Source organism: Streptomyces sp. NBC_01750, from assembly GCF_035918095.1.
Classification (GTDB): Bacteria; Actinomycetota; Actinomycetes; order Streptomycetales; family Streptomycetaceae; genus Streptomyces.
In genome coordinates, this window is record NZ_CP109137.1 from 5,728,773 (window position 1) to 5,752,696 (window position 23,924).

The following is a 23,924-nucleotide window of genomic DNA, read 5'->3' on the forward strand; positions in this document are numbered from 1 at the left end:
GACCGCGCGCAGTCCCTCCCGCTACTCCGTACGCAGTCCGTCCGGGCGCATCATGCGCCACAGCGGCGGCAGGCTGAGCGCCGTCACCAGCAGGATCAGCGCGGCCCCCACCCCGGTGATCGGCAGGAAGGCCCACCAGTCGGCGACCTGCTTGTCGACCAGCTCGAGCAGGACAAGACCGAGCCCGATGCCGCCGGTGGCCGCGAGAGCGAGACCCAGCGCGATCGGCACGGCCGTCTGCCACAGCACCGACCAGCTCAGCGTGGCGCGCCGGGTGCCGAAGGCCACCAGCACCGACAGCAGCCGCTTACGGTCGCGGAGCTGCTCCAGGGTGGAGACGAGCATCGACGCGGCGATCAGCAGCATCGTCGCGGTCGCACCGACGAACAGACCGGTGCGCACGCTGGAGAACTGGCTGTCACGCTCGAAGTTCTGCAGCGTGGAGACACTGGTCAGCGGGTCGATGGCGGCCGCGGTGTTACGGGCGTACTCCGCCGCCCGGGGAACCTCGGGGTCGAGCCGGATCATCGCCCTGGCCACCGGGCTGACCAGCTGCGACACATCGATGGTGGATGGCGTCGCCATGATGCCGAAGGAGACCTGCCCCACCGGATCGGTACGGGAGTCCACCGTCCTGGCGGAGGCGGGGATACGCCACAGCACCGGCTTGGCCGTCTTCGCCTCGCCCCCCGGGCCGTACTGCTCCGAGCTGAGGTTGACCTGGGCGCCGGGCCGGGCCGTCCTGGCGAGAAATTCGTCCGGCGGTCCCTGATTGCCGTGCGTACGGGCAATGAAGACGTCGCCGTCCTTGCAGGAGGGCAGCTTTGCCAACTCCCGCAGCGACGGGCAGTCGGCGACGGTGATCTGGGTGGTGGGGATGATCCCTCGCCGGCCCGTATCGGTCCCGGCCGGTCGACGGACGCCTGGATCATCCCGATCACGCTGGAGACGCCCTTGGTCGATGAGTACTTCTCGATCATCTTGCGCGCCACGGAGCCGTCCGTGGCCTTCGCGCTCGTCTCGAGCTGGGCGCGCGCCGCGTCCATGCCGGTCGGCTTCATGAAGTCGCTCTGCACGGAGCCGAAGAGCATCTGCAACGCGATGGCGCCGGCCGCCGCGACAACGATGCCGCTCACCGCACGGGCCGCCGTTCCGCTGCTCAACTGGAGCCGTCGTACCGCCAGTTGCCAGGGCACGGGCCCGCCGCGCAGTCGGCCGACCACCGCCTCGACCAGCCAAGGCAGCAGCGCGGTGACCCCGGTCAGCACCAAGAGCGCGCCGCCGGCGATCTGATAGGTGGCGATCTCGGTGTCCCCCAGGCCGACCCGGCCCGACTGGGGCAGCAGCAGGGCGAGACCGGCGGCCGGCAGCAGCAGTCGCCACCACAGCCGCCGGCGCCGCGGAGCGGTGTTCCGTACAACGCCGAGCGGCTCGATCGTCACACCACGCAGCGTGAAGAGGATGACTCCGATCGCGGATGCCGGTACGGCGACGGCGATCAGCGCGGTCAGCACCGGGCTCGGCACGATGTCGGAGGGGAAGGCGTTGACGTTCCAGATGGTCACCGAGCCGATGAACTGCCGTATCAGCGCGAGGAATCCGGCGCCCGCGACCAGCCCGAGCAGCGCGCCGCACAGTGATTCACCGGCCGCGATCCGCCGTGTCATCGCCTGATCGGAGCCGACCAGCCGGAGCGCGGCGAGCCGCCGGTCGCACTGCTCGCCGCCGAACCGCACGGCGGTGGCGATGAACACGGCCACCGGCAGGAGCAGGGCCACGCAGGCCATCACGATGATGAGCAGGAGCACCGCGCTCATCGGGTCGCCCTTGCCCTGGTTGCCGCCGTAGCTGTCCGCGCGCCAGTCGGCCGCCGCCGGGGAGAGGGTGGCACTGCCCGCGTAGTAGAAGAACTCACCGGGGCCGATCAGGCCGCGGTCCCCGATGGTGGCGGTGACCCGGTACGGCAGCCGGTCCTTCAGCAGCGCCCCCTCGGGGGAGCCGAGCAGGTCGGCGAGGGCGGGGGAGACGGCCATCTCGCCGGGGCCCGGCAGCTTCGCCAGGCCGGGCGGCGCCGGGGGGTTGCCGCCATCGGGCCGGAACACGGCGCCGTTGACGGTGTCGCCGCGGTAGAGGGTGCTGGTCTGGGCGAAGAGGAACGAGCGCTCGGAACGCTTCACCTCGTCGTTGAAGGTGACCGTGCGGTCCGCCTCGCGGGTGTCGCGGCTCTCGATGAGATGTGGCACGGACGCGGCGACCAGCAGCAGGGAGACGCCCAGGCCGACGCCGATGGCGGTGAGGATCGTACGGGTCCAGCCGCGCCGTCCGCCGGTGACGGCGAACCGGGCGCCCAGGGTGAGATCCCGTATCCAGGTGGCGCCGCCGCTCATGCCACGCCCGCCATGTCGCGCACCCTGCCGTCGCGGACGATGACCTCGCGGTCGGAGTACGCGGCCACCCGGGCCTCGTGCGTCACCAGGACGACCGCGGCGTTGGTGTCCCGGGCAGCGTCGGTGAGCAGCTCCATCACCCGCTCGCCGTTGAGTGAGTCGAGGGCGCCGGTCGGCTCGTCGGCGAAGAGCACCCGCGGCGAGGTGACCAGCGCTCGGGCTACAGCGACCCGCTGGCCCTGGCCGCCGGAGACCTCGCCGGGCCGCTTGTGGCCGACATCGGCGACCTCGAGGCGCTCCATCCACTCCAGTGCGGTGCGTTCGGCCTCCTTGCGCCGGGTGCCGTTCAGCCGAAGTGGCAGCGCGACATTCTCGGTGCAGGTCAGCTCGGGAACGAGCTGGCCGAACTGGAAGACGAAGCCGTAGTCGCTGCGGCGCAGCGCGCTTCGTCCGGCGTCCGGCATCGTGGTGAGGTCGCGCCCGCTGTAGCTGATCGACCCGGAGTCGGGCCTGACGATCCCCGCGAGGCAGTGCAGCAGCGTCGACTTGCCGGAGCCGGAGGGCCCCATGACGGCGACGACCTCACCGGCGTGGATGGAGAAGGACGCGCCGTCGAGGGCGGGAGTGGGGCCGTACGCCTTGTGCAGGTCGGCGGCGACGAGGAGGGAACCTGCGGGCGTCATCCGCGCACCTCTTTGGCGAGTTGGTCGAGCCGGGCGCCGGTCAGTTCCAGCCAGCGCAGATCGGCTTCGAGGTGGAAGAGGGCGTGGTCGCAGATGAGCTGGTCGGCGAGGTCGCCGCGGCGCTTGCGGTCGGTGAGGATACGCATCAGCCGTAGATGCTCGGCCCGCTGTGAATCGAGCAGATCGGCGGCGCTGCGGCCGGTGAGCAGCGCGAGGACGACCTTGATGTAGAGGGTCGACTGGAGGTACGGCTCCGGCTTCTCGGGCTGTGTGAGCCACTGGCTGACATCGGTGATCCCGGCGTCGGTGATGGCGTAGCGCTTGCGCTCGGGGCCGCCGCCGGCCTCGATGCCGTCGACCTCGACCAGGCCGTTCTTGAGGAGGCGGGACATGGTCGAGTAGACCTGCCCGTAGTGGAGGGGCCGGTCGTGGCCGAACCTCTCGTCGAAGGCGCGCTTGAGGTCGTAGCCGTGACGCGGGCCGGACTCGAGGAGCCCGAGGAGTGTGTGACCGATGGACATGGGGCGCACTCTACACGCGGTGTATACGTCGTGTGTATACCTGGGGCGGACGGACGCCGGTGCGGGTGTGGCGGAGGCAAACGGGGGCTCGGCGGCGGACCCGCTCCGCGATCCCCGGACGGGCTGAGATTCAGCCCGTCCGGGATGGTGACGACAGGGGTACCGGCGTCCTACTCCGCGTCCCCGTCAGGCGCCCGCCCCGGCGGCCGGCCCCGCCGGGGAATCGGGCCGGCGCCGCCCGGCAGTCGGCCGGCGTCCGCCAGGGCGCGGCGGAGGATGAACTCGATCTGCGCGTTCGCGCTGCGCAGCTCGTCCGACGCCCACCGCGCCACCGCGTCGTACACCGCCGGATCCAGCCGCAGCAGCACCTGCTTCCGCTCGGGCACCTGCTTCCGCTCGGGTGGCGTCACTGGTAGAGCGAGCCTGTGTTGAGGACAGGTTGCGGCGCGCGGTCTCCGCACAGCACCACCATCAGGTTCGACACCATGGCCGCCTTGCGCTCCGTGTCGAGCTCGACGATGTCCTGTTCCGCGATCCTGGCCAGCGCCGCCTCGACCATGCCCACCGCTCCGTCCACGATCTGCCGCCGCGCCGCCACCACCGCGCCCGCCTGCTGGCGCTGCAGCATCGCCGAGGCGATCTCCGGGGCGTACGCGAGATGTGTGAAGCGCGACTCGATGATGTGCACGCCCGCCGCCTCCACGCGCGCGTGCAGCTCGACGGCCAGCTTCTCGGTGATCTCCTCCGCGTTGCCGCGCAGCGACAGGCCGTCCTCGTCGTGCGCGTCGTAGGGGTACTCGATCGCGATGTGCCGCACTGCCGCCTCCGTCTGGGTGGAGACGAACTCCAGGAAGTCGTCCACCTCGAACATCGCCTGCGCCGTGTCCTCGACCTTCCATACGACCACCGCGGCCAGCTCGATCGGGTTGCCGTACGCGTCGTTCACCTTCAGAACCGCGGTCTCGTGGTTCCGTACCCGCGTCGAGATCTTGACCCGCGAGGTGAACGGGTTGACCCAGCGCAGGCCGTCCGTACGGATCGTGCCCCGGTAGCGCCCGAAGAGCTGGACCACCCGCGCCTCGCCCGGCGCGACCGTGTTCAGCCCGCACATCGCGATGAACGCGGCGACCGCGACCAGGACGCCGGTCAGGATCAGCGCCACCTTCGCGCCGGTCGGGCCGACCGCCGAACCGGCGACGATCAGCACGACCCCGGCGGCTATTCCGAGCAGACCGAGCAGCAGGGCGGCGCCCCCGCCGATGCTGTGCGCCGGAATTTCGCGAACCTGTGGCGCCGGCATCTCTGGCACGTTTTCCGCGGTTGCTGTGCTGGTGGCAGGCATGATCGCTCCCCGTTTCCCGGGTCGGCGACAGCCGCCGACCTTCTAGCAAAGTGATATCACTTTAACTTGCATCGCAACCCTGTGCACGTCTCATGAGTCGGTTCCATGAGACGGGGTGCTGATTCTCACGTCCGGAAAAGACCGGATCGATGGCCCTTTGTCTGAGTGAGCGGTGTTAGCTTTCTGAGCTGATTCCGGCCCGATGCCGGGCCGACCACGGCAAGCACGACCAGCGACGACAGTGACTACGAGCGGAGCAGCGAAGCGATGGGCCGAGCGGAAGCGCGACAGGCCCGGCAGCGCGGGGCGCGCCGGGCGAAGAGAGCAAAGCCCACTGGCATACGGCGCTTCTTCACCTGGAGGAAGCTGCTCGGTACTTTCTTCGGCCTCTGCCTGCTGGTGATGGGCGCCTTCTTCGTGATCTATCTGCTCGTTCCGGTGCCCGAGGCCAACGCCCAGGCCGAGATGCAGAGCAACGTCTACAAGTACAGCGACGGCAAGATCCTCGCCCGCACCGGCAAGATCAACCGCGAGATCGTCGGGCTCGAGAAGATCCCCAAGGAAGTCCAGAACACCTTCGTCGCCGCCGAGAACAAGACGTTCTTCAAGGACTCCGGAGTCGACTTCAAGGGCACCGCCCGCGGCCTGATGAACACCCTCACGGGCAAGGGCAAGCAGGGCGGCTCGACCATCACCCAGCAGTACGTCAAGAACTACTACCTGAACCAGGACCAGACAGTCACCCGCAAGCTCAAAGAGCTGGTGATCTCGCTCAAGGTGGACCAGAAGAAGGAAAAGCGCGAGATCCTCGCCGGGTACATCAACACCAGCTACTACGGGCGCAGCGCGTACGGCATCCAGGCCGCGGCCCAGGCGTACTACCGCAAGGACGCCAAGGACCTGAACGTCGCCGAGGGCGCGTACCTCGCCGCCCTCCTCCAGGCCCCGAGCCAGTACGACTGGGCGGTCGCCTCGGACACCGGCAAGAATCTGGTCAGGGAGCGCTGGAACTACGTACTCGACAACATGGTCGAAGAGGGCTGGCTGGACTCGGGCAAGCGCACCGGTCTGAAGTTCCCCGTGCCGAAGGATCCGCGGCCCGCCCCCGGCATGGGGGGCCAGACCGGCTATCTCGTCGACGCGGCCAACGCCGAGCTCGAGCGCCACAACGTCAGCGAGGAGGAGATCAAGGCCGGCGGCTGGACGATCACCCTCAACATCGACGAGAAGCGCCAGAAGGCACTGGTCGAGGCGGTCAACAAGCAGCTCGAGAAGAAGCTGGACCGCGTGAAGGACAAGGCCCAGGCGACCGTCCAGGCGGGCGCGACCTCGGTCGACCCGAAGACCGGCCATGTCGTCGCGCTCTACGGCGGCGCCGGCGCCACCGAGCACTGGCTGTCCAACGCCACCCGCCGCGACTACCAGCCCGCATCGAGCTTCAAGCCGGTCGTTCTCGCCTCGGCACTCGAGAACGGGGCCGAGACCCAGGACGGCGCGAAGATCGGCCTCAACACCAAGTACGACGGCACCAGCAAGCGGCCCGTCGTGGGCAGCGACGTCCCCTTCGCCCCGGAGAACGAGGACGACAAGGACTACGGCCCGGTCAGCGTCCAGCGGGCGACGAACAGCTCGATCAACTCCGTCTTCGCGCAGATGATCGTGGATGTCACCCCGGCGAAGGCGAAGAAGACCGCGCTCGACCTCGGTATGAAGGACGGCAAGGGCTGGCCGGAGCAGCCCGCGATGTCGCTCGGCACGATGGGGGCCTCCACCTGGGACATGGCCGGGGTGTACGCGACCTTCGACAACCATGGCAAGAAGGTCACGCCGACCATCGTGAAGTCCGCAGAGCACCAGGTCCGTGAGGCCGATCTCAAGGACCAGACCGCCGGCGGCCAGGTGATCAGTCGTGAGGCGGCTGACACCACGACGGCGGCCATGACGGGCGTCGTGAAGTCCGGCTCGGGCATCAACGCTGCCGGCGACTACGAGGCGGCGGGCAAGACCGGCACCTCGGAGAACAACCGCTCGGCCTGGTTCGTGGGCTACACCCCCGAACTGGTCACCGCCGTCGCCCTGTTCGGCGAGGACCCCAAGGGCGGGCAGGTCACGCTGAGCAACACCGTCAACGAGGGCCGCGCCAACGGTGGTGGAGTCCCGGCGAAGATCTGGAAGCAGTACACGACGGGCGCCCTCGACGACGAGGCCGCCGCCGCCGAGTTCGACCTGGAGATCGAAGAGGGCGCGACGGTGGAACCGGATCCGACGCCGACGGAGACCCCGTCCGAGACGCCCTCGCAGACCCCTTCGGAGACGCCGACGGACGATCCGACGCAGACGCCGACCAGGACACCGACGCAGACGCCGACCAGGACGCCTTCGGACGATCCGACACTGACACCGTCGGATCCGCCGAGCTTCACCCCGCCGACCGACCCGGGCGGTGACCCCGGCGGGACACAGGGTGCCGACGGCAGAGTCAAGCCGTGACGGCAACCTCGGGCGCCGACCGCAGTCTCAGGCCCTGACGCAACCTCAGGCGACACGTACGACAGTGCCCGCGGTACCCGTTTCCGGGTCCGCGGGCACTGTCGTACTCGCTGTCAGCCGCCGTTCACCTTGTTGGCGATACGGTCGCCGATCTTCTTGTCGATATTGCGCCAGTACTGCAGCGCCCGGTCCACGACCGGCCGGGTCACGCCGTCGCTCAGATGCCCGCTGACGTTCGACACCAGCCGGTCACGGGCCTCGTCGTCCAGCACCTGACGGACCATGGTGCCCGGCTGGCCCCAGTCGTCGTCCTCGCGGTGCGGCTTGTACGCCTCGCGCACCAGCTCTCCCGCGGCCTCCCAGCTCGCCGGTTCGCCGTAGCGCTGGTAGTCGGCTGCGGGACCGCCGTAGGAGTTGGGCGCGTACGGCCTCGCCGCGTTCGACGGCATGTACCGCATCGGGCCGTCCTTTGCGTACGAGTTCACCGGCGCGTGCGACCGGTTGGGCGGCAGCTGGGCGTAGTTCGGGCCGATCCGGTACCGGTGGGTGTCCGGATAGGAGAAGAGCCGGCCCAGCAGCATCTTGTCCGGCGACGGACCGATGCCCGGCACCATGTTCGACGGTTCGAAGGCGGCCTGCTCGATGTGGATGAAGTAGTCCTCCGGATTCCTGTTGAGCGTCATCCGGCCGACGTCGATCAGGGGGTAGTCGCCGTGCGGCCACACCTTGGTCAGGTCGAAGGGGTTGAAGCGATAGCCGGCCGCGTCCTCGAACGGCATGATCTGGACCTTGAGGCTCCAGGTCGGCGCGTCGCCGGACTCGATCGACTCGTACAGATCGCGCCGGTGCTTGTCCGCGTCCGAGCCGGCCAGCTCGTCGGCCTCGGCCTGCGTGAGGAAGTCGACGCCCTGGTCGGTCTTGAAGTGGTACTTCACCCAGAACCGCTCGCCACCGCCGTTGATCCACATATAGGTGTGGGAGCTGTAGCCGTTCATATGGCGGTAGGTCTTCGGGATGCCGCGGTCGCCCATCAGCCACGTCACCTGGTGCGCGGACTCGGGGGACAGTGTCCAGAAGTCCCACTGCATGTCGTTGTTGCGCAGCCCGGTGGCCGGGTGGCGCTTCTGGGACCTGATGAAGTCCTGGAACTTGATCGTGTCGCGTACGAAGAAGACCGGCGTGTTGTTGCCGACCATGTCGTAGTTGCCGTGTTCGGTGTAGAACTTCAGCGCGAAGCCGCGCGGGTCGCGCCAGGTGTCGGGGGAGCCCTGCTCACCCGCGACCGTGGAGAAGCGGGCCAGCATCTCGGTGCGCCTGCCCGGCTGGAAGAGGTCCGCCCTGGTGAACTGGCTGACGTCATTGGTGACTTCGAAGGTGCCGTACGCCCCCGCACCCTTCGCATGCACCACCCGCTCGGGGACCCGCTCCCGGTTGAACTGGGCCATCTTCTCGATGAGGTAGTGGTCCTGGAGCAGGATCGGGCCGTCGGGTCCCACGGTGAGCGAATGCTCGTCGCTCTCCACCGGGATGCCGGCATTGTTGGTCGTGTACGGGGCCTTCGGGGATGACTCGGTCACGAGCGTCCTCCCGTCGATAGAGGGATTGAGGTCGCATCGGCCGCGTGCCCCAGTCAACCTCTACGACACCCCGTCGGCAACATTTGGACAAGGTCCAGATCTGGCCCAAGTACGGGCTGTGCCGTTCTACGCGGGAGTGGGCAGCTCGAACCACACCACCTTGCCGGTCGACAGGCGGGTCGCCCCCCACCGTCTGGCCAGCCGGTTCACCAGGAACAGCCCTCGTCCGCCCTCGTCCGTGTCGCGGGCCCGGCGCTGCCTCGGCAGCTGCGGAGAGTCGTCGCCCACTTCGCAGCGCAGCACGTCCGTACGCAGCAGCCGCAGCGTCACCGGCCGCTCGGCGTACCGCACGGCATTGGTCACCACTTCGCTGACCAGCAGCTCCACCGAGTCGCTCAGCTCCTCCAGGCCCCAGCGGGTCAGCGCCCTGCGGGCCAGTCTCCGGGCCCGGCCCGGAGCCGCGTCCTCGGGCTCCAGGAACCAGTACGCGACATCGCTCGGCGCGATCCCGTCGAAGCGGGCCGCGAGCAGCGCGATGTCGTCGTCCCGGTCGCCAGGGCCGAGCACGTCCAGCACGTCGTCGCAGAGCGCCTCCAGCGGCGGCGAATGGTCGGGACCGGTCAGCTGGGCGGTGGCGGCGAGCCGCTCCCGCAGCTGCTCGATCCCCGTCCACACATCCCGCAGCCGGGACTCGACCAGACCGTCGGTGTACAGCAGAAGGGTCGCGCCGGCCGGGGCGTCCAGCTCCACGGCCTCGAAGTCCACGCCCCCCACGCCGATGGGTGCGCCGGGCGGTACGCGCAGCACCTCGGCCCGCCCGCCCAGGTGCAGCAGAATGGGCGGCGGGTGGCCTGCGTTGGCGATGGTGATGCGGTGCGAGACGGGGTCGTACACGGCGTACAGGCAGGTGGCCATGCGGTCCGTGCCGAGCCGCTGGGCCTGCTCGTCCAGGTGGTGCAGAACCTCCTGCGGGGGCAGATCGAGACCGGCCAGGGTCTGCGCGGTGGTGCGCAGCTGGCCCATGATCGCGGCGGAGGTCATGGAGTGCCCCATGACATCGCCGACCACCAGCGCCACCCGGCTGCCCGGCAGCGGGATCGCGTCGTACCAGTCGCCGCCGACCCGGGCCGTCTCGGCGGCCGGCAGATAGCGGGACGCGAGACGGACGCCGGTCGGCTGCGGGAGCGAGTCGGGCAGCATGGTGCGCTGCAGCTCGTCGGCGATGTAGGCCTCACGTCCGTACAGCACGGCCTTGTCGATGCCGAGCGCCGTGTGCGTGGCCAATTGTGCCGCCACCAGAAGGTCGTTGGGCTCGAAGGCGGGCCGGTCCGGCCGGCGGAGGAAGACGGCCGCGCCGATCACCCGCCGCCTGCCGCGGAGCGGGGCGAGTATCGCGCGATGTCCGCTCGGTACGGTGCGGTCGGCGCCGAGGAGCTCGGGCAGGGCGGCCCGGGCGGCCGCGGAGTCGCCGAAGACGGGCCGTACGCCGCGCAGCACCTCGGAGAGCGCACCACCGGACCGCACCTCGCACAGCTCGGCGGCCGGCATGAGGTCGGTCTGCGGGTCGACGACCGGGAGGGGGACGGTGCCGGGATCGGCGTCCTCACCGGCTAAACGCAGCCGGTCGGTGCGGCGCAGCCGCAGCACGAACGGCGAGACCGGCCGCTCGTCGCCCACCGGCAGCGGGCTGCGGAGATAGACGAGAATCGCGTCGGAGAAGGTCGGCACGGTCGCCCGGCACAGCCCGAGCACGATCTCGTCGAGGTCTATGCCGCGCGCGATCCTGCGGGTGGCGGCCCCCACGAAACGCAGCCGGTCGCCCTCGCGGCGTGCGGTCCCCGCCAGGTCCTGCGGCGGACCGGCAGGCGGCGGCACGCTCGAGCTGCCGGTCGCCTCGGACCGCGGCCGGGTGCGTTCCTGCGGCCGGGCAGCCAGGGGCTGCCGGCCTTCATGGGAGGTGGGCTGCTCCGTCACGCGTGGTATTCCGTCCGTCCGGGCCGGTTGTGCGATGCAATCGCCTCGTGAGGCGGTATACCCGCTCTACGGGCGGGGCCGACAGGATGGCGGGCATCCGGCACAGCTCCACCCCCTTGAAATGACTCGTGATGACTTACGGTCAGGCCGTGCGCTGCGCTCAATAGTTGCTCAAACGGCGCAGCCTTGCGGACGACGATCCTACGTTTGCCCCCTGGGGGCACATCAAGAGTCTCACGAGGTCGTATGAGCCGGTGGGTGTTCCCGTACCGGAATCAGTCACTTCGCCGACGCCCGAGCACAGACTCACGACGCCGGACTCACGACGTCACCTGCACTGCCGTACGTCCCCAGTCCGCCGGAAGCCGCGGCACTCGCCACGCCGGGTCCGGCCGCCAGTCCTCCCAGCCCGCGCAGAACGGCGCCTTCCAGGCCCTGATCGCCTCGACGGCCGCCTGCCCCGCCTCCCGTACGCCCTGCGCCTTCTCCGCGTTCATCAGGCCGACCCGCTGGGCCTCGGCGAACTCGTCCTCGTCCAGCCAGTGCCAGCTGCGGTCCGGGTGGACGGCGATGTCCAGGAAGTGGTCCTCGGAGTCGACGCCGCCCGCCCAACGGGCATGCGGCTCCTCGAGGTTCACATACCAGTTCTTGAACCGCCAGCCGCGCTCCCAGAACAGCCAGACCGACCACGGCTCACCGGGTCGCGCCAGCTTCAGTACGCCCGTGCCGAACCAGCGGGCGCGGGCGGTGGTGCGCGGTGCGGTGTAGCGGGTGGCGAGCGGCTCCTGGTGCACCGGCGTGCCGTCCGCGAGCACCGGCTTCACGCACTCCGTGCCCGGCGCCATCCAGACCGCGAGCAGCTCGTCCGTGTCCTCCACGACTGTCACGGGCCGGCAGATATGGACGCTTCCGCCCGACGGATCCGGGGCATGGCCGCGGTAGCGCCAGAGGATGTGGTCCCCGGGCGTCCAGCGTGCGATGCGTTCCGTACCTGTCATGCGCAGATCCTAGGAGTACGGCCGGGACTCCGCTGCGACGCAGGTCACGGCCACCGGCTCACGGACGGGTCATACGGAGCACGTCAAGCGCCTCGTCCAGCTGCTCGAGGGTCAGCGCTCCACGCTCCACATAGCCGGACTCGAGCACGACCTCGCGGATCGTCTTCCGCTCCGCCAGCGACTTCTTGGCGACCTTCGCCGCCTCCTCGTACCCGATGTACTTGTTCAGTGGGGTGACGATGGCCGGCGAGGACTCCGCGTACTCACGGGCCCGCTCGACGTTCGCTGTGATGCCCTCGACGGTACGGTCGGCCAGCAGCCGCGAGGCATGGGCGAGGAGCCTGATCGACTCCAGCAGATTCCTGGCCATCACGGGCATCATGACGTTCAGTTCGAAGTTCCCGGCGGCGCCGGCCGCCGCTACCGTGGCGTCGTTGCCGGTCACCTGGGCCGCCACCATCAGCACGGCCTCCGCGATCACCGGGTTGACCTTGCCGGGCATGATCGAGGAGCCGGGCTGGAGGTCGGGGAGGCTGATCTCGGCGAGGCCGGTGCGCGGGCCCGACGCCATCCAGCGCAGGTCGTTGGAGATCTTGGTGAGTGAGACCGCGATCGTACGCAGCTGGCCGCTCGTCTCGACCAGCCCGTCGCGCGCGCCCTGCGCCTCGAAGTGGTTGCGGGCCTCGGTCAGCGGCAGCCCGGTCGCGCGGGCGACCTCGGCGATGACCGCGGCGGAGAAGCCGGGCGGGGTGTTGATGCCGGTGCCCACCGCCGTACCGCCGAGCGGAAGTTCGGCGAGGCGGGGCAGGGAGGCGGTGAGCCGTTCCACGCCGTACCGGATCTGCGCCGCGTAGCCGCTGAACTCCTGGCCCAGCGTGACGGGGGTGGCGTCCATCAGATGCGTACGGCCGGACTTGACGACCAGTGAGAACTCGGCCGCCTTGCGCTCCAGCGAGGCCGCCAGATGCTCCAGCGCCGGGAGCAGATCGCCCGTCACGGCCGCCGTCGCCGCGATGTGGATGGAGGAGGGGAAGACGTCGTTGGACGACTGGGACGCGTTCACATGGTCGTTGGGGTGTACGTCGCGTCCGAGGCGTTCGGTGGCGAGCGTGGCGAGGACCTCGTTGATGTTCATGTTCGATGAGGTGCCGGATCCGGTCTGGAAGACGTCCACCGGGAAGTGCTCGTCCCAGCGGCCATCGGCGACCTCCGCGGCCGCGTCGGCGACGGCCTCCGCGATGTCCTTGTCGAGCACGCCCAGTTCGGCGTTCACACGGGCCGCGGCCGCCTTGATCCGGGCCAGGGCCTCGATATGGGCCCGTTCCAGCCGCTGTCCGGACACGGGGAAGTTCTCCACGGCCCGCTGGGTCTGGGCGCGCCACTTGGCGTGCGCCGGTACCCGCACCTCACCCATGGAGTCGTGCTCGATCCGGTACTCGCTCGCGTCGTCCATCACTGCCATGCCTCCTCGGAACTCTCGAAAAGATGAGCACTTGTCTTGTTCTGGCTATTCCCAACTGCGCTACCCGCAAGTAAATACCCGGACCAACAGCAAACCGGGGAGGCGCAATGAGGCGCACCAGGCACAGACTTCGCCGTACGGTCGCGACCGCCACCGCACTGGCGGCAGCACTTGGCGCAATGGCCGCCACGGCCACCACTGCCCGGGCCGCTCGGCCCGACGCGATCCGTACCGCAGCATCCGTACCGCTCCCGCCCGAACTGGAGTCCATCCGCGCGGCCGAGGCCGTCAAGCTCTACGGCAGCCCCGCCGAACGCCCGCTCGCCGACCGCAGGACCGGCCTGATCTCGCTCGGTGACAGCGAGATCTCCGGTGAGGGCGTCGGCACCTACGAACCAGGAACGAACGGCCCCGACAACTGGTGCCACCGCTCGCCCGATGCCGCCATCCACCGCACGGGCATCGCCGCGGACGTCACGTACAACGTCGCCTGCTCCGGCGCGGACACCGGGAACATCCGGATCGGTGGCTCGAAGCAGCACACCGACGAACTTCTCCAGAGCGACAATCTCGCCATCAAGGCACGCAACACCCGGATCAAGATGGTGCTGTTGGTGGCCGGCGCCAATGACGATCTGCACTTCGGCCCGGTGATGACCGACTGTGTCACGCGCTATGTGCTGTTCCAGGGGCCGTGCGAGCCGAAGCACGCGGCGGGCTGGCAGGGCCGCGTCGACGGTCTGGTCCCCAAGGTCGAGCAGACCGTACGGGACCTGCGCACCGTGATGAGCGACGCCGGATACGCCGACGCCGACTACAAGCTGGTCGTGATGGGCTACCCGAGCCCCATCGGCCCGGACTTCCGCGACAATCCGGGCTTCCCCGGCAAGCTGATCTGCGGCGGTATGGGCTACGACTCCGACACCGTCTGGGGCCGGAACACCGCAGTCCCCGCCTTCGAGCGCGGTATGCGCAGGGTCGCGCAGTCCACAGGGGCGGTCTATCTCGACAATTCCCGGCTATTCCACGGCCATGAGGTCTGTATGGAGGACACCTGGGCGCGCGGGCTGTACATCGATCTCTCCAACCCCTTCCCGCCGGACTCCAATTCGGTCCGTCAGTCCTTCCACCCCAATGTGCGCGGCCATGCGGCCTTCGCCTCCTGCCTCACCCAGCTGTACAACTCCGGCTTGCGGGAGGCCAGTTGCGCGGATGTGGCCTCCAGTGGGAAGCCTCAGCTGTACGCGGGCGCCTGGGACGAGGCGTACCGGCCGCTGAAGAACGAGGCGACGGGCTCGTGCGTGGACGTCAAAGCCGCTGTCAGCCGCAATGGCACAGAGGTCCTGGGCTGGGACTGTCACGGCGGCCGTAACCAGGGGTGGTGGTACGACTCGGCGCGCAGGTCGCTGCACACGGAGCTGACGCAGGACCGCTGCCTCGACGTGCCGGGCGGGAGGTATGCGGCGGGCGCGGCGCTGATCCTCTGGAACTGCTCGGGTGCGGCGAACCAGCAGTTCGTGCGTGATGCTGGCACGGTGCGGCCGGCGGCGGCGACGGGGCTCTGCGTGACACTGGCGTCGGCGAAGGACGCGGTGCGGCTCCAGGCGTGCAGCGGCGCGGCGAATCAGCGTTTCGCGTAGGCCTTCCGCCGGGGCTCCGCCCAGGACCCCGCTCCTCAGTCGCCGGAGGGGCTGAACATCAGCCCGTCCGGCGATCGAGGACACGCCCGAAGGCGTCCGGGGCCGGGGACGGTGCCCCGGACGGGAGCCTCGCCGCGGGCGTTACGCCAGCCCCGGACCCCGGACCGGAATCGACGTGAACGTCGGCGCGGGCACCGGCTCCGTGAAGAAGTCGTTGCCCTTGTCGTCCACCACGATGAACGCCGGGAAGTCCTCCACCTCGATCCGCCACACCGCCTCCATGCCGAGCTCCTCGTACTCGACGACCTCCACCTTCTTGATGCAGTCCTGGGCGAGCCGGGCCGCGGGGCCGCCGATCGAGCCCAGGTAGAAGCCGCCGTGCGCACCGCACGCGTCGGTGACCTGCTTGCTCCGGTTGCCCTTGGCGAGCATGACCCTGGAGCCGCCCGCCGCCTGGAACTGCTCGACGTAGCTGTCCATGCGGCCGGCCGTCGTCGGGCCGAACGAGCCGGAGGCATAGCCCTCGGGGGTCTTGGCCGGACCGGCGTAGTAGACCGGGTGGTCCTTCAGGTACTGCGGCATCTCCTCGCCCGCGTCCAGGCGCTCCTTGATCTTGGCGTGCGCGATGTCGCGCGCCACGACCAGTGGGCCGGTGAGGGACAGCCGGGTCTTTACCGGGTACTTGGTGAGCTCCGCGAGTACGTCGTCCATCGGCCGGTTCAGGTCGATCTTCACGACGTCCCCGGCCTCGTCGAGGTGCTCGTCGGTGGTGTCCGGCAGGAAGCGCGCCGGGTCCGTTTCCAGCTGCTCCAGGAACACGCCCCCGGCGGTGATCTTCGCGGTGGCCTGGCGGTCGGCCGAGCAGGAGACGGCGATCGCCACGGGGAGCGAGGCGCCGTGGCGCGGCAGGCGGACGACACGGACGTCGTGGCAGAAGTACTTGCCGCCGAACTGCGCGCCGATGCCGATCTTCTGGGTGAGCTCGAAGACCTTCTCCTCCAGCTCCTTGTCCCGGAAGCCGTGGCCGGTGGGCGAGCCCTCGGCGGGCAGCTCGTCGAGGTAGTGCGCGGAGGCGTACTTCGCGGTCTTCAGTGCGAACTCGGCGGACGTGCCGCCGACGACGATGGCGAGGTGGTACGGCGGGCAGGCGGCCGTACCGAGCGAGCGGATCTTCTCCTCCAGGAACTTCATCATGGAGGCCTCGTTCAGGACCGCCTTGGTCTCCTGGTAGAGGAAGGACTTGTTGGCGGAGCCGCCGCCCTTCGCCATGAAGAGGAACTTGTACGCGCCGCCGTCCGTCGCGTACAGCTCGATCTGGGCGGGGAGGTTGGAGCCGGTGTTCTTCTCCTCCCACATGGTGAGCGGAGCCATCTGCGAGTAGCGCAGGTTGAGTTTGGTGTAGGCGTCGTAGATGCCGTGCGAGAGGGCTTCCTCGTCGCCGCCCTGCGTCAGGACGTTCTGGCCGCGCTTGCCCATGACGATCGCCGTGCCGGTGTCCTGGCACATGGGGAGTACGCCGGCGGCCGCGATGTTGGCGTTCTTCAGCAGGTCCAGCGCGACGAACTTGTCGTTGGAGGAGGCCTCCGGGTCGTCGACGATACGGCGCAGCTGCGCGAGGTGCGCGGGCCGCAGGTAGTGCGAGATGTCGTGCATGGCCTCTGCGGCGAGGGTCCGCAGCGCCTCCGGCTCGACCTTGAGGAACGTACGCCCGTCGGCCTCGAAGGTGGAGACACCCTCGGAGGTCACCAGCCGGTACGGCGTGGTGTCCTCTCCCAGCGGGAGCAGATCGGAGTACTGAAACTCTGGCATTACGGCCATTCCTCACTCGGCAGACAGCGGCGCTGACGTCCATTGGCAGCGCGCCCTTCAGCGTAGAACGCGGCGAGGCGGCGCGGTCTGTGAGGTAGGGCTCACCCGTGCCCCGGCGGCCCGGACGCCCTCCGGGCGCGTCCTCCATAGCCGGACGGGCCGGCATCCGGACCGGCCGACTCCTGGGGAGCGGGTCCGGGACGGAGCCGCAACGCCCGGCGCCGCGCCCCGTCCCCGTACCCCTAGTCGCGATCTATCGCGTTTCGCTACGCTGGATCCGTGGACCTCGAAAAGCACCCCCAGAAGCCGGTCGCCCCGGCGGAGCCCAACGACGCCATCCGCGCTTCCGATGCCGACCGCGACCGGATCGCCGACATCCTCAGGGACGCCCTGGCCGAGGGCCGCCTGGACGCCGAGGAGCACTCCGAGCGGATCGACGCCGTCTACCGCGCCAAGACCGTCGGTGAACTGGAGCCACTGGTCCGGGACTTGCCCGTGGTTCGCAACGGCAGCCGTAGCGACACCATGTCGTACGGGTACGGGCCCGAGGAGCCCGTCGGCCCCGCCGAGAATCTCATCGCCGTCTTCTCCAGCTCCACCCGCAAGGGCCGCTGGCGCGTCGGACGACGCACCAATGCCTTCTCGCTCTTCGGCAGTGTCGAGATCGACCTCACCGAGGCGCTCTTCGAGCAGCGGCTGACCGTCATCAACGCCACCTCCATCTTCGGCAGTGTCGAAGTGCGGGTCCCGGAGAACATCTCACTGCGCGGCAGCGGCACCGGGTTCTTCGGCAACTTCGAGGTCCGCACCCTGGAGGCCGCGGATCCCGAGGCCCCGGTGGTCGTCGTGAACGGGTACGCGGTTTTCGGCAATGTCGAGGCCAAGCCCAAACGGGGCCGGCTCATCGCCGATCTCCATGACCGCCTGCGCAAACACCTCGGCTGACGGCTCCGCTCCGGAGCACTTTCCGGCCGCGAGCGCCCGCCCGCAATTCCGCGCCCCGGAACTCAGTGCCACTCAGTGAATAGGAGTGCGCACAGCGGGTAGGGAGTGCTGCATCGTCTCTCGCTCGCGAAGCCGTCGTCAGGAGTAGACCGTGCTGCAACTGCCGCATCAGTCCTTGCAGGTCGCCGCCGTTCCGCCCCAGCGAATTCCCGCTCGGGAAGATCAGGCCGGACCCTGGCACGCGGAGGCGGTGTGCCGCCGGGACGAGGCCGGACTGTTCTTCGCCCCGTCCAAGGAACCGACGGCCGCGCGGCTGTCGCGCGAGGAGGCCGCGAAGCGGGTCTGCGCCCGCTGTCCTGTGATGGTCGAATGCCGGGAGCACGCGCTGCTCCAGCCCGAGCCGTACGGCGTGTGGGGCGGGCTGACCGCGGCCGAGCGCCGCGTGGTGCTGGCCCGGCGCAGGCGGCGCGAGGTGGAGCTCAAGAAGTCGGCGGCTGCCTGAGCGCCGGGCAGGGACGGGAAGGGGCGCCCCCCACCACATCCGGGGGGCGCCCCTTCCAGTACCCGCTGCTCCTGCTTGTCCGGCTCGGCCCGTCCTACTTGGCGCGGTCGAAGTCGATGGCGCTGTACGCGCGCAGCTTCGACAGCCGGTGGGTCGAGTCGATCTGGCGGATCGTGCCGGACTTGGAACGCATCACCAGCGACTGGGTGGTCGCGGTCTCCGCGCGGTAGCGCACTCCACGCAGCAGTTCGCCGTCCGTGATGCCGGTGGCGACGAAGAACACGTTGTCGCCGCTGACCAGGTCGTTCGTGTGCAGCACCCGGTCCAGGTCGTGCCCTGCGTCGAGCGCGCGCTGCCGCTCGGCGTCGTCCTTCGGCCAGAGCTTGCCCTGGATCGTGCCGCCGAGGCACTTGATCGCGCAGGCGGAGATGATGCCCTCGGGCGTGCCGCCGATGCCCATGAGCATGTCGACGCCGGTGCCTTCGCGTACGGCCATGACCGAGCCCGCGACATCGCCGTCCGAGATGAACTTGATCCGTGCGCCGGTCTCGCGGATCTCCTTGACGATGCCCTCGTGGCGCGGGCGGTCCAGGATGACGACCGTGACGTCCTCGGGCGAGGAGTGCTTGGCCTTGGCGACCCGGCGGATGTTGACCGAGACAGGGGCGTTGATGTCCACGAAGTCCGCGGCCTCGGGGCCGGTGACCAGCTTGTCCATGTAGAAGACCGCGGACGGGTCGAACATGGTGCCGCGGTCGGCGGCGGCGAGCACGGCGATGGCGTTCGGCATGCCCTTGGCGTTGAGCGTGGTGCCGTCGATCGGGTCCACGGCGATGTCGACCTCGGCGCCGGTTCCGTCGCCGACCCGCTCGCCGTTGAACAGCATCGGGGCTTCGTCCTTCTCGCCCTCGCCGATGACGACGACGCCGTTCATCGAGACGGTGGAGACAAGGGTCCGCATGGCCTTGACGGCCGCTCCGTCCGCGCCGATCTTGTCGCCGCGGCCGACCCACCGGCCCGCGGCCATGGCGGCGGCTTCGGTGACCCGGACGAGCTCCAGGGCCAGGTTGCGGTCGGGAGCTTCGGGAGAGACCTCGAGCGGGGACGGCAGATGATGCTCGGTCATCGGAGCGCACCTTTCTGTACGACGACGGCCGGAAAAGAGGGTGATGCGACTCTATCGGTACGTCGACAAATTGAGCAGAGGGGGCCACGTTTGAGCACACCTCCATAATGCGACCATGGGGGCGTGGCAGGTATGCGAGGCAGACAGACGGTGCGGGACATGGTGCTGTCGATGGCGGTGATCGGCGCCGTCGTCGCAGTGATCTACATGTTCATTCCGCACGACGACAAGGCGGACCCGGTCAAGGCGGTCGACTACCGGGTGGAGCTGCTGACGGCACGGCGCGCGGCGCCGTACCCGGTGGCGGCACCGGAGGGTCTGGCGAAGGAGTGGAAGCCGACGTCGGTCTCGTACGAGCGCGCCGGAGCGGACGCCTGGCACCTCGGCTTCCTGGACCCGGACGGCGAGTACATCGCGGTCGAGCAGTCCACCGCGCCGGCCGGCAAGTACATCGCGAAGGTCAGCCAGCAGGCTCGGGAGACCGGGAAGACGCAGCAGGTGGGCGGCGTGGCCTGGCGGCTCTGGGAGGGTCCGAAGTACGACGCGCTGGTGCGCGAGGACAAGGGCTCGACAACGGTGATCACGGGCACGGCGTCACCGGAGCGGCTGGCGGAGCTGGCCGCCGCGCTGGAGACGAAGAAGTCCTGATCCCGTCGCATCCCGTCCCCTCTCGTTGAACGAAAAGGCCGCCGCACCCGGAGCGGGTGCGGCGGCCTTCTGCTTGCGGGATCAGACGGTGGTGACGACCTCGTCGTAGGACAGCCGCGGCGAGCGCGGGAACGAGGCGTCGTCGCCGGGCTTGCCGATGTTGACGATCATCAGCGGGGTGTGGTCGCCGTCCAGGAACTCCTTCTGGACGCCGGCGAAGTCGAAGCCGGTCATCGGGCCCGCCGCCAGGCCGGCGGCGCGGACGCCGACGATGAAGTAGGCGGCCTGCAGGGCGGCGTTGAAGGCGGCGGCCTGCTCACGGACCGGGCGCTCGGTGAAGAACATGTCCTTGGCCTGCGGGAAGTGCGGGAAGAGGGCCGGGAGCTCCTCGTGGAACTCGTTGTCGGCGGCGAGGATCGCGACCAGCGGGGCGGCGGCGGTCTTCGGCCGGTTGCCCTCGGCCATGTGCTCGACCAGGCGCTCACGGGCCTCGTCGGAGCGGACCAGGACGACGCGCAGCGGGCTCTGGTTGAAGGCGGTCGGGCCGAACTTGACCAGGTCGTAGATCGCCTGCACCTGCTCCTCGGTCACCGGCTCGTCGGTGAACGTGTTGGCGGTACGGGCCTCGCGGAAGAGGAGGTCCTGGGCGGCGGAGTCAAGGGCGAGGGTCATTCTGACGTACCTTCCGGGGGCGTGCAGAGGATCTTTACGACGGCGCCAACCGCACCCAGGTGGATTAAATTTCAACTACACGCCCAGGGTGACCCGACTCACACCCGGGAGCGCCCCCGCCCGCTCAGTCTTCGTCGGCCCCGGCAGCCGTGTCCTTGCCCTCGCCCGTACTCCCGTCCTCGCCCTTGCCCTCGGAGAGCGCCGCGTCGAGCCGCGCGCGGGCGCCCTCCAGCCAGTGGCGACAGACCTTCGCCAGCTCCTCCCCGCGCTCCCAGAGAGCCAGCGACTCCTCGAGCGTCGTGCCGCCCGCCTCCAGGCGGCGTACGACCTCGATCAGCTCGTCCCGCGCCTGCTCGTAACCGAGCACGGCCTCGTCCGTCTTGGCAGCCATGCGTTCCACCCTATGTGTGAGGTAAGACAACGACCTTCACCCTGCTCACGAGGCTCCGGCCGCGCTCACTCGGCGACCCGCACCGCGAACTCGCCCTCCGAGACCCGCGCCCGCAGCTCGTCACCCGCCGCGACCTCCTCCGGCGAGCGGACCACCGATCCGTCCGCCCGCTGCAGCACCGCGTACCCCCGCTCCAGCGTCGCCGCCGGCGACAGCGAGACCACCCGCGCCCGGGTGTGCGCCAGCTCCGAGTCCGCCCGGTCCAGCAGATGCCCCAGCACCCGCCGGCTGCGGGCGATCAGTGCGTCGGCCTCCGCCTCGCGCTCGTCCACCATCCGGTGCGGGTGCTCCATCGACGGCCGGGCCAGCGCATGGGCCAGACCCCGCTCCTCCCGGTCCAGCAGCCCGCGGACGGTGCGCAGCGCACGGTCCCGCAGCTGCCGCACCCGGTCCAGCTCCTCGCCGACGTCAGGGACGACCTTCTTCGCCGCGTCGGTCGGCGTCGAAGCCCGCAGATCCGCCACCAGGTCGAGCAGCGGTGCGTCCGGCTCGTGCCCGATCGCCGACACCACCGGCGTACGGCACTCGAACACCGCACGCACCAGCTGCTCGTCCGAGAACGGCAGCAGATCCTCCACGCTGCCGCCGCCGCGCGCCACGATGATCACGTCCACGTCCGGGAGCGTGTCCAACTCCTTGACCGCCTGGACGACCTGGGCCACCGCGTGCACGCCCTGCACCGCGACATTGCGCACCTCGAAGCGGACGGCGGGCCACCGCCGCCGGGCGTTCTCCAGGACGTCCCGTTCGGCGGCGGACGCCCGCCCGCACACCAGCCCCACCCGGTGCGGCAGGAACGGCAGTGCCTTCTTGCGCTCGGCGGCGAACAGCCCCTCCGCGCCCAGCGTCCGCTTCAACTGCTCGAGCCGGGCGAGCAGTTCACCGATGCCCACGGGCCTTATCTCCAGGGCCCGCAGCGACAGCTGCCCCCGTGGCGCGTACCACTCCGGCTTGGCGAGCACCACGACCCGCGCGCCCTCCGCCACCACATCCGCGACCGCGTCGAAGACCTGCCGGAAGCATGTGACACCCACCGAGATGTCGTACGACGGGTCGCGCAGCGTCATGAAGACGACGCCGGCGCCCGGCCGCCGCGACAGCTGGGTGATCTGTCCCTCCACCCAGACCGTCCCGAGCCGGTCGATCCACCCTCCGATGAGCCGTGACACCTCGCCGACCGGCAGCGGCGCTTCCGCGGACGTGTTGAGAGCCATACGGGCGAGCGTATCGGCCGCGTACGACAACGCCGCTGAGCGCGGGCCGCGCCGACGAACCGTGCCGCTCCCACCGCACCGCGGGCTACGCCGACGAACCGTGCCGCTCCCACTGCACCACGAGCACGATCAGCCCCACCCCCAGCCACAGCACACCCACCACCTGCGCCGTCCCGGCCGCCTCCTCGATCACGGCGATCGTCACCGCCGCGCCCAGCGTCGGCATCACCAGATGCCGCAGCCAGTCGGGGGTGCCCTCGCTCCGCTTCACCACGAACCAGCCGACCACCGAAGCGTGCAGCAGCGTGAAGGCGGTCAAGGCGCCGATGTCGACCACCGACACCAGATGATCCAGACCGTCGGCACGCCGCGCCGCCCACAGCGCGGCCACCATCGTCACGGCCGCGGCCAGCAGCAGCGCAAGCCGTGGCACACCCGAATCCGTACGGGCGAGCGCGCGCGGCAGCCGACGGTCCCGCGCCATCGCGAAGAGCAGCCGGCCCGCCGCCGCCTGCCCGGCCAGCGCCGCGAACGCCGCCCCGATCGCCTTGCTCACCGCGACCAGGTCGTGCAGCCAGCCCCCGACGGAAGCGTCCACCGCGTCGTAGAAGGCCGGCCCCTGCCTGTCCGGTTCGGCCGCCAGCTCCGCCGACGACAGCGGCTCGAGCAGCGCCACCAGATACGTCTGCGTCACGAACAGCACACCTGCCAGCGCCAGACAGAAGAGCACCGCCCTGGCCACCTTCCGCGAGCCGCCCGTGACCTCCTCCGCGAACGAGGCGATCGCGTCGAAGCCGAGATACGACAGCACCGCCACCGACACCGCGCTGAACACCGCCGTCAACGAGAAGCCCGCGTCACCGGTCAGCGGCGACAGCCAGCCGCGCTGCGCCCCGTCCTGCCCGAGCACCACGACGGCCGACACCATGAACACCAGCAGCACCACGATCTCCATCGCCAGCACCGCGAAGCCGACCCGGGCCGCCGCCCGTACGCCCCACAGATTGAGCAGCGTGGTGAGCACCACGGCGATCCCGGTCCAGATCCACCGGTCCACTTCCGGAATCAGCGCCTCCATCGCGATCCCGGAGAAGAGATAGGCGACGGCCGGGATCAGCAGATAGTCGAGCATCGCCATCCACCCGGCGATGAACCCCGGCGCGTCGCCCAGCCCCTTGCGCGCGTACGTGTAGACCGAGCCCGCCTGCGGCGCGACCCGCACCATCTGCGCGTAACTGAAGGCGGTGAACGCCATGGCGATCGTCGCGACGACATAGACGAGCGCCACGGCCCCGTGCGACTTCGCGTCGAGCGTTCCGAACACACCTACCGGCGCCATGGGCGCGATGAAGAGCAGACCGTAGACGACGAGATCCCGGAATCCGAGCGTCCGCCGAAGCTCACCGTCGGTGCCGCCCCCCGTCCCGGACTCTCCAGCTGCCGCCATCGCGTCCTCCGTCGCTCACGTCCCGCCCCAGTCTTC

The 23,924-nt window shown here is 69.8% G+C and carries 19 protein-coding genes and 1 pseudogene; 5 read left to right on the forward strand and 15 right to left on the reverse strand.

The window, feature by feature from the left end; translation table 11 throughout:
• Positions 1 to 21: 21 nt before the first annotated feature.
• The 5 genes and pseudogenes from OG966_RS26150 to OG966_RS26170 form a co-directional block, all read right to left on the reverse strand.
• Positions 22 to 2,387, reverse strand: a pseudogene (locus OG966_RS26150) (FtsX-like permease family protein).
• On the reverse strand, positions 2,384 to 3,070 hold the full coding sequence (locus tag OG966_RS26155; protein ID WP_326652303.1) for an ABC transporter ATP-binding protein: 687 nt from the start codon (positions 3,068 to 3,070) through the stop codon (positions 2,384 to 2,386). Before OG966_RS26155 ends, OG966_RS26150 begins: the two are co-directional and overlap by 4 nt.
• Complete coding sequence (locus OG966_RS26160) at positions 3,067 to 3,591, reverse strand: PadR family transcriptional regulator (protein ID WP_326652304.1); 525 nt, start codon at positions 3,589 to 3,591, stop codon at positions 3,067 to 3,069. Before OG966_RS26160 ends, OG966_RS26155 begins: the two co-directional genes overlap by 4 nt.
• 170 nt (positions 3,592 to 3,761) lie before the next feature.
• Entirely contained in the window at positions 3,762 to 4,001 is a 240-nt protein-coding gene (locus OG966_RS26165) for a hypothetical protein (RefSeq protein ID WP_326652305.1), read from the reverse strand.
• On the reverse strand, positions 3,998 to 4,933 hold the full coding sequence (locus OG966_RS26170) for an SPFH domain-containing protein (protein ID WP_326652307.1): 936 nt from the start codon (positions 4,931 to 4,933) through the stop codon (positions 3,998 to 4,000). The genes OG966_RS26165 and OG966_RS26170 overlap by 4 nt, the downstream gene beginning before the upstream one ends.
• 267 nt (positions 4,934 to 5,200) lie before the next feature.
• On the opposite strand from OG966_RS26170, the gene OG966_RS26175 reads away from it, so the two are divergent.
• A complete protein-coding gene (locus OG966_RS26175; protein WP_326652309.1) occupies positions 5,201 to 7,423 on the forward strand; it encodes a transglycosylase domain-containing protein in 2,223 nt (740 codons plus the stop codon).
• Between the two features lie 113 nt (positions 7,424 to 7,536).
• Here the strand turns inward: OG966_RS26175 and OG966_RS26180 are convergent, their stop codons facing one another.
• From OG966_RS26180 to OG966_RS26195, 4 genes are all read right to left on the reverse strand, one after another.
• Positions 7,537 to 9,000, reverse strand: a complete 1,464-nt coding sequence (locus OG966_RS26180; protein WP_326652311.1) for a catalase — start codon at positions 8,998 to 9,000, stop codon at positions 7,537 to 7,539.
• Between the two features lie 126 nt (positions 9,001 to 9,126).
• Entirely contained in the window at positions 9,127 to 10,974 is a 1,848-nt protein-coding gene (locus tag OG966_RS26185; RefSeq protein ID WP_326652312.1) for a SpoIIE family protein phosphatase, read from the reverse strand.
• A 320-nt stretch (positions 10,975 to 11,294) separates the two neighbouring features.
• Complete coding sequence (fomD, locus tag OG966_RS26190) at positions 11,295 to 11,972, reverse strand: cytidylyl-2-hydroxypropylphosphonate hydrolase (RefSeq protein ID WP_326652313.1); 678 nt, start codon at positions 11,970 to 11,972, stop codon at positions 11,295 to 11,297.
• A gap of 58 nt (positions 11,973 to 12,030) precedes the next feature.
• Positions 12,031 to 13,434: a class II fumarate hydratase gene (locus OG966_RS26195; RefSeq protein ID WP_406731097.1), complete on the reverse strand. Its 1,404-nt coding sequence runs from the start codon at positions 13,432 to 13,434 to the stop codon at positions 12,031 to 12,033.
• 107 nt (positions 13,435 to 13,541) lie between these two features.
• Between OG966_RS26195 and OG966_RS26200 the strand changes: the two genes are divergently transcribed.
• The gene (locus OG966_RS26200; protein ID WP_326652314.1) at positions 13,542 to 15,074 is read left to right on the forward strand and encodes a ricin-type beta-trefoil lectin domain protein; all 1,533 of its coding nucleotides are present in this window, start codon (positions 13,542 to 13,544) and stop codon (positions 15,072 to 15,074) included.
• 141 nt (positions 15,075 to 15,215) lie between these two features.
• Here the strand turns inward: OG966_RS26200 and OG966_RS26205 are convergent, their stop codons facing one another.
• The gene (locus OG966_RS26205) at positions 15,216 to 16,892 is read right to left on the reverse strand and encodes a fumarate hydratase (protein WP_326652315.1); all 1,677 of its coding nucleotides are present in this window, start codon (positions 16,890 to 16,892) and stop codon (positions 15,216 to 15,218) included.
• 270 nt (positions 16,893 to 17,162) lie between these two features.
• On the opposite strand from OG966_RS26205, the gene OG966_RS26210 reads away from it, so the two are divergent.
• The gene (locus tag OG966_RS26210) at positions 17,163 to 17,828 is read left to right on the forward strand and encodes a DUF1707 SHOCT-like domain-containing protein (protein WP_326652317.1); all 666 of its coding nucleotides are present in this window, start codon (positions 17,163 to 17,165) and stop codon (positions 17,826 to 17,828) included.
• Between the two features lie 151 nt (positions 17,829 to 17,979).
• Positions 17,980 to 18,330, forward strand: coding sequence for a WhiB family transcriptional regulator (locus OG966_RS26215; protein WP_326652320.1), 351 nt, complete (start codon positions 17,980 to 17,982; stop codon positions 18,328 to 18,330).
• Positions 18,331 to 18,424: 94 nt separating this feature from the next.
• Here OG966_RS26215 and glpX read toward each other — a convergent pair whose 3' ends face one another.
• Positions 18,425 to 19,456, reverse strand: a complete 1,032-nt coding sequence (gene glpX, locus OG966_RS26220; RefSeq protein ID WP_326652321.1) for a class II fructose-bisphosphatase — start codon at positions 19,454 to 19,456, stop codon at positions 18,425 to 18,427.
• 132 nt (positions 19,457 to 19,588) lie between these two features.
• Between glpX and OG966_RS26225 the strand changes: the two genes are divergently transcribed.
• Positions 19,589 to 20,104 (forward strand): DUF4245 domain-containing protein, encoded by a 516-nt coding sequence (locus tag OG966_RS26225; protein WP_406733763.1) that lies wholly within the window; start codon positions 19,589 to 19,591, stop codon positions 20,102 to 20,104.
• A gap of 81 nt (positions 20,105 to 20,185) precedes the next feature.
• Here the strand turns inward: OG966_RS26225 and OG966_RS26230 are convergent, their stop codons facing one another.
• The 4 genes from OG966_RS26230 to OG966_RS26245 form a co-directional block, all read right to left on the reverse strand.
• Complete coding sequence (locus tag OG966_RS26230; RefSeq protein WP_326652323.1) at positions 20,186 to 20,776, reverse strand: malonic semialdehyde reductase; 591 nt, start codon at positions 20,774 to 20,776, stop codon at positions 20,186 to 20,188.
• 124 nt (positions 20,777 to 20,900) lie between these two features.
• On the reverse strand, positions 20,901 to 21,167 hold the full coding sequence (locus OG966_RS26235; protein ID WP_326652324.1) for an exodeoxyribonuclease VII small subunit: 267 nt from the start codon (positions 21,165 to 21,167) through the stop codon (positions 20,901 to 20,903).
• Positions 21,168 to 21,232: 65 nt separating this feature from the next.
• Positions 21,233 to 22,441: an exodeoxyribonuclease VII large subunit gene (xseA, locus tag OG966_RS26240; protein WP_326652325.1), complete on the reverse strand. Its 1,209-nt coding sequence runs from the start codon at positions 22,439 to 22,441 to the stop codon at positions 21,233 to 21,235.
• An 85-nt stretch (positions 22,442 to 22,526) separates the two neighbouring features.
• The gene (locus OG966_RS26245) at positions 22,527 to 23,888 is read right to left on the reverse strand and encodes an APC family permease (RefSeq protein WP_326652326.1); all 1,362 of its coding nucleotides are present in this window, start codon (positions 23,886 to 23,888) and stop codon (positions 22,527 to 22,529) included.
• Positions 23,889 to 23,924: the final 36 nt, after the last annotated feature.